Origin of the sequence: Oceanospirillum multiglobuliferum (genome assembly GCF_900167095.1) — a bacterium.
Taxonomy (GTDB): domain Bacteria; phylum Pseudomonadota; class Gammaproteobacteria; order Pseudomonadales; family Halomonadaceae; genus Oceanospirillum; species Oceanospirillum multiglobuliferum.
In genome coordinates, this window is sequence record NZ_FUXG01000010.1 from 103,229 (window position 1) to 115,676 (window position 12,448).

Sequence of the window (12,448 nt, forward strand, 5' to 3'; positions counted from 1 at the left end):
TATCAGTTCAGATAGTACTGACTTGATTGCGCCTTGACCAGAGGACGAGCAACAGCACGTGTATCTGGTGACTCACCATGCACGGTTGGAGAGGTGCAGTTTGGCGAACTTTGCATGACATCAACAGAGCCTAGGCAGTTATAAAAAGTAGGCTCTAATACCAGCTCCATAGTGGTTTCATAGTTACCATGAGCCAGTTCATAAGTGGAGATCACTTTGGCTCCGCGAATTACACTGTCAACGTAAGTACGGAAGCGGTCATCTCGCAGCACCATCGCTTCAACAGTCGAGCCACCGCTCACACGGGTGCCGTAGACTCGTTCAGCCATTGCTCGATAAGCATCTAACTTAGCAGAGCGCATCGCCATCAGCTGATTTTGCCCTTTAGACATGCGAGGATTGTTCAGGTAAGCGCCATATCCCGTCACGCGTACAATAATAGGCTCAACCATTGGGCTGTACTGGTGATCAATCTGTTGATAGATCACTTGGCTATTTTGGGCTTGAGCTTGAGGTTGCATACCTTGATTATACATTGGGCTACAGCCTGCAAGAAGCGACATACCTGCAAATGTTGCGATTGCCAATTTAAGTTTCATTTAATCACTCCCGATATCCGCAAAACTGAATCCAACACTGTTTTATCTGACATAAAGTACACTAGGCTCCATTCTACAGCAGGGTTCCATCACAATACGCGGTCTCAATACGCGATGGGTCTCTGTGCGAATAATAATTTGACGCGGAGGTTGTGGCGGCTCTGGTGGCAGCTGAACATAAACGGGCGCTGCTGCTGTTTGGCCATAATAACCCTGAGGAGCAGCACAACCCACAGCCAATACAGAGGCTATAATTACAGCCGACACTTTAACTTGCCTCAACATCAAATCACCCTTGATTACTTATGTTATTGCGATAAACACTTGAGTCGGAGATTGTACCGGATAATATCGACCCATTCGTAAAAAAGTTTAGTAAATTAAAGGGTAAGTTACCATGCCTCAAGCAGAACAAGTGTATTTAGTAGGAGGCCCTGTTCGAGATGGGCTGCTTGGAATTGAGGCTCATGACAAAGATTGGGTGGTGATTGGCGCTACTCCTGAGCAAATGCTCTCTGAAGGATACCTGCAAGTTGGGCGAGACTTCCCAGTTTTTTTACATCCCAAAACTAAAGAGGAATATGCCTTAGCCCGCACAGAGCGGAAGCAGGGGCACGGCTATCAAGGCTTTGTTTGTTTTACCAGTCCTGATGTGACGTTGGAGGAGGACTTACAGCGCCGAGACTTCACCATCAATGCAATGGCACTCAGCCAAAATGGCTTATTAGTAGACCCCTACCAAGGTCAGCAGGATTTAAATAACCGTATATTGCGCCATGTCTCCAATGCTTTTTCTGAAGACCCATTACGCGTACTAAGAGGCGCTCGTTTTTTGGCGCGTTTCTACCATTTGGGCTTTAAAGTTGCCGATGAAACTTTAGCCCTAATGACTCAGCTGGCCGTCACTGGAGAACTCAAATATTTATCTGCCGAAAGGGTTTGGAGAGAAACTGAGCGCGCACTAACAGAAGCAAATCCAGCACAATACTTTATAACCCTACAGCAGACCCAAGCGCTAGACGCCTTAATGCCCGAGCTAACAACAGGGAGTCAGCTTAGTCATAAAACATTAGACCTGATCAACATAAGCTTTCCAGAGCAATATCAAAGCCTATGCCGCTGGGGCTTACTGCTCAAACACTTAGATGAAGCACAGATCAATCAGCTCTGTGATAGGCTCAAAGCACCCATACAATACAAGCAATTTGCACTACTGGTACAAGCAAACTTTAAGACGCTCGTAGCGCCACAGCTGCAAGATGCAGACAGTTGCTTGCAGTTGATTGAAAAAAGCGGCGTGTTTAAACAAGGGGGATTATTTGACGTTTTATTAAGTTTATTGCAAGAGCAGCCATTGATCAGCAACCAAGCCACACGATTAAAACAAGCTTGGTTAGAAATAAGCGAGCAGCTGAAAACTATCACTGCACAAAAGTTTCAAGCACAAGGCTTGAAAGGTATAGAGATAGGGCAGGCAATAAAGGCTACACGTTTGACGCTTGTGCAGCAGTGGCTTGTTGATATCAATCAGTAAGTTGAATCAGCCTGTTGATTCGCATTCAACAGGCTGAGCTTGAACTAGAGGTAACCAATCTGCACTAATATCACGTCCCTGCCAATAAAAAGAGGTTAACCAAAGCGCTTGCTCTGCATCATTAAACTGTTGCCAAAGCTGTGCAGTAGTCAGTGTTGTGCATGGAGGGACAAGCTCTGGTAACAATAGCGACAGTGGATAAAGTGTATAGGCGTGCTCGAATAAATCTATTCGCGGCAGCTGAATGCCTTCGTGCAAGCCTTGAAGCTGATCGACCATTACGATATCAATATCAAGGGTACGGCCACTGAATTTAGTTGCATTGAGCTCTCGACCATATTGATACTCGATCTGCCGCAACTGCTGAGCAACAGCTGTAATAGACCGATCTGTATCAACAACGGCCACTAAGTTGATAAAGTTATCGCCCTGAAAACCAACAGATTGACTTTCTACAGCCGGAGACAGAGTCAATGCACCAAACTGCTGCTCAAGGGCATCTAAGCCTAAAGCAAGATTATGTGCGGGGTTAATATTACTGCCCAAACCTAAATAAAAGCGCGCCATCATTAGCAACTCCCACGCTCGATCTGCACCGCAACGTTAATAGCGTTAGGCACAGCACCAGGCTTACTGACTTTAAGTCTTAGCCAGCTCACGGAAAATTGCTGCTGAATCATACAGGCAATGGCCTCAGCCAAGCTTTCAATTAACTGAAATGCAGACTGCTCAACCAGTGCAGTCACCGCAGCGCTAATAGCGAAATAGTCCAAAGTGTATTGCAAGTCATCCGTTTGAGCCGCTTGTCGAATATCTGTCGCCATTGTGATATCAAAAACCAAAGGCTGTAGAATTTCACGCTCCCAATCATACACGCCAATTAAAGCATCGACTTTTAAGCCTTCGATATAAACAAGATCCAATGCAATACCCTTAGTCATCATTCAGATAAGATTAAATACTCAACGCCAAAAAGCTACGTTTATGCTTATAAAGGCGGTAATTCTGTTAGCGGCCAGCGGGGACGTACTTGAATCGCCAAGTCATTCACTTGACCCGCCAATAATCGCTGGCAACCCGCATAGGCGATCATTGCACCATTATCGGTACAAAATTCATTGCGTGGATAAAAAACCTCCCCACCCATGCCTTGTAAGGTTTTGGCCAATTCTGTGCGCAAAGAAACATTCGCGCTAACACCGCCAGCTATCACCAAACGCTTTAAGCCAGTTTGCTGTAAGGCACGTTTACATTTGATAATCAATGTATCCACAACAGCTTCTTGAAAGGCTAAAGCAATATCAGCAGCCGCTTGCTCTGAAAGCTCACCATTATTTTGCTGTTTCTCTGCTTCGATGGTGTTCATGGTAAAAGTTTTTAAGCCGCTAAAGCTAAAATCCAAACCTGGTCGGTTGGTCATGGGCCGAGGGAACTTGTAGCGACCTGTTACACCTTGGCTTGCCAGACGTGCGATATGAGGCCCGCCAGGATAAGGCAAGTCCATCATTTTGGCCGACTTATCAAACGCTTCGCCTGCCGCATCATCAATACTCTCACCTAGCATCTGGTATTGACCGATCCCCTTTACCTCGATCAACTGAGTGTGTCCACCTGAAACCAACAGTGCCACAAAAGGAAACGCTGGCGGATTGTCCTCAAGCATCGGAGCCAACAGGTGGCCTTCCATGTGATGTACGCCTAAACAAGGCTTACCCCAAGCCAAAGCTAAAGCCTGAGCAGTAGAAGCCCCCACCATTAAAGCACCGATCAAACCAGGGCCTGCGGTAAACGCCACTGCATCAATCTGATCTGCGGTACAGTTGGCTTGCTCCATCACCTCTCGGGTCAGCGGCAGCAATTTACGCACGTGATCTCGTGAAGCCAGCTCAGGTACGACGCCGCCATAAGGTATGTGTAGATCAATTTGACTATACAAAGCATGGGCTAACAAACCTTGTTCAGAATCATAGATAGCTAAACCAGTTTCATCACAAGAGGTTTCTATTCCGAGTACGCGCATAACCTTGACTCTGTGCAGGAAAAATTTGGCGGTAATTTTACATTGATGCTATAAAAATGACAGTAAAAGCCCACCCTATAAAGCAGAAGCCATTTGCAAGCCGTGTCCAAAGCCTTTAGAATCATGCGTCCCCTAAGGCATGTTGCCAATTTGTGCAACATCTCTAATTTCAATCCTATTACTTTTAAGGTGGTGAGTCTTTAATGCCTGCTGTCAAAGTTAAAGACAATGAGCCGTTTGACGTTGCTCTGCGTCGCTTCAAGCGTTCATGTGAAAAAGCTGGTATCCTAGCCGAAGTCCGTAGCCGTGAGTTCTACGAGAAACCGACTTGGGTTCGTAAACGTAAAGCAGCTGCTGCTGTTAAACGTCACGCTAAAAAGGTACAGCGCGAACAGAAACGTTTCGAGCGCCTGTACTAAGCAACGTTGTTACAGACTTCGGTCTGTACGGTTGTCTTTTTAGGGGTTAAAACGGCTGTCTTCGGACAGCCGTTTTTCGTTTTTAGGAAACAGTTATATTACTTAGTTTAGGTTTTACTATTTCATGGCCGGACGTATTCCTCAGTATTTTATTGATGACTTGGTTGCCCGTACCGATATCGTTGATGTAGTCAGCAGCGTAGTAAAACTTAAAAAAAGTGGTCGAAACTGGCATGGTCTATGCCCTTTTCATAATGAAAAAACTCCGTCATTTACCGTAAGCCAAGACAAGCAGTTTTATCACTGCTTTGGTTGTGGCGAGCACGGTAATGCGATCGGCTTTTTAATGAGCCATGATCAGCTCTCCTATATTGAAGCCATTGAAGAACTGGCTAAACAGCAAGGCTTAGACATTCCTCGCGAAGAAAATGAGCGCGCACAGCAGCAGCGCCAAGCGTTGCAAGATGCTACGCGCTTATTGTCTAGTGCAACCCGCTTCTACCAAACCCAGCTACACACCAACCCATTACAAGGTATCGCCCAAGCTTACTTAGAAAAGCGAGGGTTAAGCGCAGAAACCATTGAACGATTCTCTATTGGTTATGCTCCTGATGCTTGGGACAACCTTAAAAAGCACCTAACCGCAGAAGGTTGCACTGAGAAAGAGCAGATCGAAATGGGGCTGCTGGTACAAAAAGAAGAAACAGGGCGCACCTATGACCGCTTCCGCCATCGCATTATGTTTCCAATCAAGGATTGGCGTGGACGGGTTATCGGCTTTGGTGGCCGAGTATTAGGTGATGAAAAACCTAAATACCTAAACTCACCTGAAACCCCTGTTTTCCATAAAGGCAAAGAGTTATACGGACTTTACGAGGCTCGAACTGCATCAGGTTCTTTAGAGCGCCTAATGGTGGTAGAAGGCTACATGGATGTTGTAGCACTGGCTCAAGCGGGTATCACTTATTCCGTTGCTACCTTAGGCACCTCTGCCACACCAGAACACATGGAGCGTTTATTTAAAGTTGTACCAGAGGTTATCTTCTGCTTTGACGGTGACAACGCGGGCTTAAAAGCCGCTCAGCGTGCTTTAGAAAACGTACTACCGTTTATGATTGACGGCCGTCAGGCTCGCTTTCTATTTTTACCAGAAGGCGAAGACCCAGACTCCCTTGTGCAAAAAGAGGGCAAAGTCAAATTCGAGCAAAGGGTATTGCGTGCATCACCACTATCTGAATATCTATTTTGGCACCTTAAGCAGAACCTAGATTTAGAGCACCCTGAAGCAAAAGCTCAGCTGAAACAGCGCGCCATTCCCATGATGCAACAGTTACCCAAAGGACTGCTGCAAACGTTATTAATACAAAAGCTAGCTGAAACCGTCGGCGTTGCCATTGATCAGCTGCAAGTAGCGCTTGAAGAGTCACCAGCGCCACAAGTGCGAGCTCGACCCGAGCTAGAGCAAAGTTCAACCTATGAACCTGTTGCCAGCAATTCAAATACAGCCAATAGCCCCAGCATAAGTACAGCGGGGCAAGATTACTATTCCGAACCCATTGCCCAGAGATTATTGACTTGGCTCGTACTACAGCCTTGTATTTTTTCAAAGCTGCCTGATGAGCAGCAAGCACAGCTTGAGCAGTTGGCAAACGACAATCTGCACAATCTTTCAGGACAAATGCTGAAAAAAGTGACCGATTACTTGAAATTATTACCCTCTGCCCCAACTGATGCCATTCTAGTACGTTGGTTTGGCACGGCTGAAGGTGAATATTTACAGCAGCTTTCCCGTGAAGAGTTACTGATTTCAGCCGATACACTGGTCAAAGAATTTATTGCATGGCTCCAGTCACTGGAGCAAAAACGACAGCAGCACCGGCGCACAACGCGTATAGACGCATTGATGAATCAGATTCGCTCAGGTCAGTCGTTAACCGTTACAGAAAAAGAAGAATTAGTGATGTTATTACAGGAGCAAAAACCAGCTTCTTCGTGAATTTCATCGTTCTACAGGCTTAATTTAGAATGTTGTGGAAGTCAAGCGCTTTTTTGTGCTATACTTTAAGGCTTGAATTTTTCTCCACCTCGTTCTTTGCACTACTTGAAATAGGGTATCTATGGCTGGAAATGAGCAGCAGCAGTCGCGCTTGAAGGAATTGATCGCCCGCGGAAAGGAACAGGGCTACCTCACTTACGCTGAAGTGAACGATCATTTGCCGGAAGATATATCCGATCCAGATCAGGTTGAAGATATCATCCGTATGATCAATGACATGGGTATATCGGTTTCAGAAGAAGCGCCGGATGCCGAGACGCTATTGATGACCGACGGTGACTCTTCCTCAGATGAAGATGTGACTGATGAAGCCGTGGCTGCCTTGGCCGCCGTTGAGTCTGATATTGGTCGCACCACTGACCCTGTGCGTATGTATATGCGTGAGATGGGCACGGTTGAGCTACTGACTCGTGAAGGTGAGATCGTCATTGCCAAGCGCATTGAGGAAGGCTTGCGCCAAGTCATGCACTCTGTGTCTTATCTACCCGGTGCAGTGAGCCTTGTTCTTTCAGCATACGATAACACTCAGACCGAAGAGGGGCGCTTAAGTGAGCTTCTAATCGGTTACATCGACCCGGATGACAATAGCATTCCTGATGAGGTTGAAGTCGACGTTATCATTACCGACGATGACGATGATGATGATGACGACGATGACGATGAAGAAGAGGGTGATGACAAAGAGGAAGAAGAAGGCGACGGTGACCCAGATCCAGAAGAGGCTCGCATTCGCTTCACTCAACTTCGTGAGTTAAATGATAAAGCTATAGCAGTCTTAGCCAAGCATGGCAAAGACAGTAAGCAGTATCGTGAAGCCCAAACTGAATTGGCTGAGTACTTCTCACCAATCAAACTCACGCCAAAATATTTCGATATGTTAGTTGCACGTATTCGCAACAACATGGAGCACATTCGCCAGCAAGAACGCCGTGTTATGCAACTATGCGTGCGTAAAGCTAAAATGGGTCGTGCAGACTTTATCAAGAGCTTCCCTGGCAATGAAACCGATCAAGCTTGGTTAGACCGCGTACTGGCAGATAAACCAGCCTACGCTGCCAAGTTGGAAGAACACCGTATTGATATTTTGCGTGCACAGCGCAAAATCGCCAATACAGAGCAAGAGCTAGGCTTAACCCTTGTTGAAATCAAGGAAGTTAACCGTCGCATGTCTATTGGTGAGGCGAAAGCTCGTCGCGCTAAGAAAGAGATGGTTGAGGCGAACTTGCGTCTGGTAATTTCTATCGCGAAGAAATATACCAACCGTGGTTTACAGTTCTTGGATCTAATCCAAGAAGGTAACATCGGCTTGATGAAAGCAGTAGATAAGTTCGAATATCGCCGTGGTTACAAGTTCTCAACTTATGCGACTTGGTGGATTCGTCAGGCCATTACTCGCTCTATTGCCGATCAAGCTCGTACCATCCGTATTCCGGTACACATGATTGAGACCATTAACAAGCTGAACCGTGTATCCCGTCAAATGCTACAAGAGATGGGACGTGAGCCTACTCCTGAAGAGCTAGGCGAGCGCATGGAGATGCCGGAAGACAAAGTACGTAAAGTACTGAAAATCGCAAAAGAACCAATCTCAATGGAAACCCCAATTGGTGATGATGAAGATTCACATTTGGGCGATTTTATTGAAGACACTGCGATGGAGTCTCCTGTTGATTCTGCAACCAGCGAAGGTTTAATTGAAGCCACTCGCTCAGTGCTTGCAGGTTTAACTGGTCGCGAGGCAAAAGTGTTGCGTATGCGCTTCGGTATCGACATGAACACTGACCACACCCTAGAGGAAGTGGGCAAGCAGTTCGATGTAACCCGTGAGCGTATTCGTCAGATTGAAGCCAAAGCATTGCGTAAGCTACGTCATCCGACTCGTTCGGAGCACCTACGTAGCTTTATTGATGAGCAGTAAGACTTAACACTTTACTGCTGATTGAAGCAAAAAAACCGTTACAAATTAATTTGTAACGGTTTTTTTGTGCTTGCAGATCAGTCGATTAAAAGCGCTGACCTGCTTGTTTTAAAAATTATTTATTTTTTTCTGAAAAGCGCTGCACATCCAAGATATTGGGTAGTTGCTCAATTCGGTTTAACACGCGCCCTAATACTTGCAGACCTGTCACTTCTAAAGTAATTAGGATATTTGCTTGATTCTCTTTTTTATCCGTTAACGTATTCACCGACAACACGTTAACTTTTTCATTGGCTAGAACAGACGTAATATCACGCAGCAAACCAGAACGATCCCATGCACGAATACGAATATCCACTGAGTACATGTGCTCGGTTTTCTCACCCCACTCCACATTAATCATGCGATGGGGGTCTTCCGCTGTCAGCTGCAAGGCATTACTACAGTCTTCACGGTGAATTGAAACACCACGCCCAACGGTAATATAGCCCACAATGCTATCGCCAGGCACAGGATGACAACATTTGGCAATTTGCGTCATCAAGTTACCTACACCATGAATGGTAATATCATCACTGTTTTTACCACTGGCGTGAAAGCGGCGTTGCATAAGGAATTTTTCTAACTGTTCCTCATCATCCGTTTCACCAAATAAGTTCTGAGCGACACTCAAAACTTGTCCGATACGTAGATCGCCTGCCCCTAAAGCCGCGTACATATCCTCATCGGTTGTGTAATTCACTGCCTTGGCAAGCTTCTTAATGTCTAAACCGTTCAGGCCAAGCTGTTTGAACTCTTTCTCAAGCAACTGCTTACCTTCAACCATATTCTGGTCACGGTCTTGCAGCTTAAACCAACTTTGAATCTTCGCGCGAGTGCGTGATGTGAGTGCATAACCCAGCGCAGGGTTCAACCAATCACGGCTTGGGCGCGTATTTTCAGAGGTTAAAATCTCAACCTGATCACCCGTTTTTAGGTGATAAGTTAAGGGTACAATACGACCATTCACCTTAGCACCACGACAGCGGTGCCCCACCTCTGTATGTACTCGATAGGCAAAATCTACCGGCGTTGCATCATGAGGCAGATCAACAACGTGACCGTCTGGGGTAAAAATATAGATACGATCAGGGGCGACGTCATTGCGTAACTCTTCACGTAAGCCTGTGGCATCACCTACCTCTTCATGCCACTCTAGTACCTGACGTAACCAAGCAATTTTTTCTTCATAACTGTCGCTACTTTTCTTGGTATCAGTGCCTTTATAAAGCCAGTGCGCACAAACCCCTAACTCAGCTTCTTCATGCATATCTCCGGTACGAATCTGCACCTCTAAAACTTTGCCTTCAGGGCCAACTACAGCAGTGTGCAAAGAGCGATAGCCATTCTCTTTAGGTGTCGCAATATAATCATCAAATTCGTTAGGGATGTGGTGCCATAACCCATGAATAATGCCTAATGCGGCGTAACAGCTTTTCACATCTGGCACCATGATACGCACTGCACGCACATCATAAACCTCTGAAAAGTCGATGTTTTTACGCTTCATCTTACGCCAAATACTGTAGATATGTTTGGCACGCCCATGCACCTGCGCCTCAATGCCATCGGCTTTGAGTTTTTCTTTCAGCAGAGCGATCACTTTTTCAATATATTCTGTACGATCAAGGCGTTTTTCTGAGAGTAGGCGTGCAATATTCTTATACTGCTCCTCCTCAAGGTAACGGAAAGAAAGGTCTTCTAACTCCCACTTGATATAACCAATCCCTAAACGGTGAGCCAAAGGCGCATAGATTTCAAACACCTCACGGGCAACCCGTAAGCGTTTCTCTCTGGGCGCGCGCTTAACCTCCCGAATGGCACAGGTACGCTCAGCCAACTTGATCAATGCCACACGCACATCATCAATCATGGTCACAAGCATTTTGCGCAGGTTTTCTAACTGACTCTTATTCTGACCAAATACAACCCCGTCAGCAGGCATCTGAATTTGACTGATGGCGGCCATATCAATGACCCCCTGAATCAACTTGGCAACGGTTTCACCGAACTGTTCTGACACCGCAGGCAAAGCAATCTGCTTCTCCCGCACCGCTCGATACAAAATAGCCGCAATCAGCGTGTCTTCATCCATTTGAAGTTCGCCTAAAATATCGGCCATCTCCAAACCGGTACGTAGACTGCTCGAACCGGAGGCGATCCAAATATTTTCGTTACTACTGGCCGCTTTGGCCTCAAGCTCTGCTGCTAGCTCACAGGCTGATAAAATATGCTCAGGGCGTGCCAGCTTGACGTCATCTTGTAATCGTTTTAGCCAACCCACAAGGTTAACGCTACCATCTGAATTAAGCGGTTGATCTTCGCGTACTTTTACCATGATTCTGCCTGTGTCAGTTCAGTTTCTTGTTATTTTGGCGTATGAAATTAATTGTCTTTTCAATAAGTTGACTGTTAATTCAAGCCCGCTATTTTACTTTCTTTTGAACAGTGCCATCGATTCCACATGAGTCGTATGCGGGAACATATCCATAATGCCAGCTTGCACCAACTTAAAGCCTTTTGATTGCAAAATGGCACTGTCTCTGGCCAAGGTTGATGGGTTGCAAGAGACATAAAGCACTCGTTTTGCACCGAAGGCTTTGATCTGCTCACAAATCTCTTGCGCACCAGTGCGGGGGGGGTCCAGCAAAACTAAATCATAATCTTTTTTAACCCAGCTCTGTTTTTTAAATGGCTGACTTAGATCAGCTGTTTCGAAAAAAGCATTATCTATGCCATTTAATACTGCATTAGCTCGGGCGCGCTCTACTAGCGTTTTTTCACCTTCAACACCTGTAATTGATGCCACATGCGGTGCCATTGCTAAGCTAAAATTTCCAAATCCAGAAAACAGGTCTAATACTTGATCTGTTGGCTTTAACTCTGCCCAAATTAGCGCTTGCTGCACCATTTTAGCGTTGATCGCAGCATTCACTTGGAAAAAATCATTGGGCAAAAATGACATCTTTACATCACCCACTTGATAATTCAGGGGCGTCAGCTCACTGCCATCGGCTTGCTTTAAACTGGTATGACCTTCAGTCTGAAGATACAGGCGCACATTATGGTCATGCGCCCATGCTAACCAGAGTTTAAGATCAGCTTGTGACAGTGTTTTCAAATGACGCACCACAACAGCACAGCCATCATCACCTTGTGCCAACTCAAGATGACCAATTGTCTTCTTGCTTTCCAGTTGTGGAATCAAATCATAGAAAGTGCTGATTAAAGCTGACAAAGGTTTGGTTAATACCGCGCAATGATGAACGCCTTTTAGGTGTGGAGAGCCTTTTTCACGAAAACCTACTAGCAACTCACCTTGCTTTGTCCACTTCACACCTAAACGTGCTTTGCGGCGATAGTGCCATGCTTCATCTAGCAAAGGCGCTTGTAGATTAATCGTTTCAACTTTACCAAAACGCTGTAACTGATCTGTTAACGCATCACTTTTAACCTGACGTTGGGCATCAATTCCAAGGTGTTGCAGACTACAGCCACCGCACTGCTGATAGTACTCGCAGGCAGGCTCAACTCGATTAGCACTTGCCACTAGCACCTGCTCACAAAGAGCCTCGTCAAACTTTTTATGTTGTTTGGTGATTTTGGCCTGTACGGTTTCACCTACCAGAGCACCTTCAACAAAAATAATTTTGCCTTGTAGATGTGCAATACCGCGTCCATCATGACCTTGACGTTCAATTTCTAATTCAGGCATTTTATATTCTGCTCAGCAGCAAGGTTGGAAGTCGGTCTAGTTTAACAGTTTCAACTTTTTATATATTCAAACTGTTAAACTAAAACCTAATATTGAAGCTCACTGCACTTATGAAAAAGCACACCAAGTATTTTCGGCTGCATAATAG

General features: G+C 45.7%; 11 protein-coding genes. 4 read left to right on the forward strand and 7 right to left on the reverse strand.

Features of this window, described 5'->3' with window-relative positions; genetic code table 11:
• Positions 1–2: 2 nt before the first annotated feature.
• A complete protein-coding gene (locus tag B5D26_RS08615) occupies positions 3–599 on the reverse strand; it encodes an LPP20 family lipoprotein (RefSeq protein ID WP_078745333.1) in 597 nt (198 codons plus the stop codon).
• Positions 600–641: 42 nt separating this feature from the next.
• Positions 642–884, reverse strand: coding sequence for a hypothetical protein (locus tag B5D26_RS08620; protein ID WP_078745334.1), 243 nt, complete (start codon positions 882–884; stop codon positions 642–644).
• A gap of 112 nt (positions 885–996) precedes the next feature.
• Between B5D26_RS08620 and B5D26_RS16615 the strand changes: the two genes are divergently transcribed.
• Positions 997–2,133 (forward strand): tRNA nucleotidyltransferase/poly(A) polymerase-related protein, encoded by a 1,137-nt coding sequence (locus tag B5D26_RS16615; protein WP_078745335.1) that lies wholly within the window; start codon positions 997–999, stop codon positions 2,131–2,133.
• A 6-nt stretch (positions 2,134–2,139) separates the two neighbouring features.
• On the opposite strand, the gene folK is transcribed toward B5D26_RS16615, so the two are convergent.
• From folK to tsaD, 3 genes are all read right to left on the reverse strand, one after another.
• Positions 2,140–2,703 (reverse strand): 2-amino-4-hydroxy-6-hydroxymethyldihydropteridine diphosphokinase, encoded by a 564-nt coding sequence (gene folK / locus B5D26_RS08630; RefSeq protein WP_078745336.1) that lies wholly within the window; start codon positions 2,701–2,703, stop codon positions 2,140–2,142.
• Positions 2,703–3,056 (reverse strand): dihydroneopterin aldolase, encoded by a 354-nt coding sequence (gene folB, locus B5D26_RS08635; protein ID WP_078745360.1) that lies wholly within the window; start codon positions 3,054–3,056, stop codon positions 2,703–2,705. Before folB ends, folK begins: the two co-directional genes overlap by 1 nt.
• A gap of 65 nt (positions 3,057–3,121) precedes the next feature.
• Entirely contained in the window at positions 3,122–4,153 is a 1,032-nt protein-coding gene (gene tsaD, locus B5D26_RS08640; RefSeq protein ID WP_078745337.1) for a tRNA (adenosine(37)-N6)-threonylcarbamoyltransferase complex transferase subunit TsaD, read from the reverse strand.
• A 203-nt stretch (positions 4,154–4,356) separates the two neighbouring features.
• Between tsaD and rpsU the strand changes: the two genes are divergently transcribed.
• From rpsU to rpoD, 3 genes are all read left to right on the forward strand, one after another.
• Positions 4,357–4,572 (forward strand): 30S ribosomal protein S21, encoded by a 216-nt coding sequence (gene rpsU / locus B5D26_RS08645; protein ID WP_078745338.1) that lies wholly within the window; start codon positions 4,357–4,359, stop codon positions 4,570–4,572.
• Positions 4,573–4,696: 124 nt separating this feature from the next.
• Positions 4,697–6,568 (forward strand): DNA primase, encoded by a 1,872-nt coding sequence (dnaG, locus tag B5D26_RS08650; protein WP_078745339.1) that lies wholly within the window; start codon positions 4,697–4,699, stop codon positions 6,566–6,568.
• A 121-nt stretch (positions 6,569–6,689) separates the two neighbouring features.
• Positions 6,690–8,546, forward strand: coding sequence for an RNA polymerase sigma factor RpoD (gene rpoD, locus B5D26_RS08655; protein ID WP_078745340.1), 1,857 nt, complete (start codon positions 6,690–6,692; stop codon positions 8,544–8,546).
• 115 nt (positions 8,547–8,661) lie between these two features.
• Here the strand turns inward: rpoD and relA are convergent, their stop codons facing one another.
• Both relA and rlmD read right to left on the reverse strand, forming a co-directional pair.
• A complete protein-coding gene (relA, locus tag B5D26_RS08660) occupies positions 8,662–10,923 on the reverse strand; it encodes a GTP diphosphokinase (protein ID WP_078745341.1) in 2,262 nt (753 codons plus the stop codon).
• A 93-nt stretch (positions 10,924–11,016) separates the two neighbouring features.
• Entirely contained in the window at positions 11,017–12,300 is a 1,284-nt protein-coding gene (rlmD, locus tag B5D26_RS08665) for a 23S rRNA (uracil(1939)-C(5))-methyltransferase RlmD (protein WP_078745342.1), read from the reverse strand.
• Positions 12,301–12,448 lie beyond the last annotated feature (148 nt).

Coding starts and splice junctions, on each gene's coding strand:
- B5D26_RS08615 (WP_078745333.1), bottom strand. CDS start 599: ATGAAACTTAAATTGGCAATCGCAACATTTGCAGGTATGTCGCTTCTT.
- B5D26_RS08620 (WP_078745334.1), bottom strand. CDS start 884: ATGTTGAGGCAAGTTAAAGTGTCGGCTGTAATTATAGCCTCTGTATTG.
- B5D26_RS16615 (WP_078745335.1), top strand. CDS start 997: ATGCCTCAAGCAGAACAAGTGTATTTAGTAGGAGGCCCTGTTCGAGAT.
- folK (WP_078745336.1), bottom strand. CDS start 2,703: ATGATGGCGCGCTTTTATTTAGGTTTGGGCAGTAATATTAACCCCGCA.
- tsaD (WP_078745337.1), bottom strand. CDS start 4,153: ATGCGCGTACTCGGAATAGAAACCTCTTGTGATGAAACTGGTTTAGCT.
- rpsU (WP_078745338.1), top strand. CDS start 4,357: ATGCCTGCTGTCAAAGTTAAAGACAATGAGCCGTTTGACGTTGCTCTG.
- dnaG (WP_078745339.1), top strand. CDS start 4,697: ATGGCCGGACGTATTCCTCAGTATTTTATTGATGACTTGGTTGCCCGT.
- rpoD (WP_078745340.1), top strand. CDS start 6,690: ATGGCTGGAAATGAGCAGCAGCAGTCGCGCTTGAAGGAATTGATCGCC.
- relA (WP_078745341.1), bottom strand. CDS start 10,923: ATGGTAAAAGTACGCGAAGATCAACCGCTTAATTCAGATGGTAGCGTT.
- rlmD (WP_078745342.1), bottom strand. CDS start 12,300: ATGCCTGAATTAGAAATTGAACGTCAAGGTCATGATGGACGCGGTATT.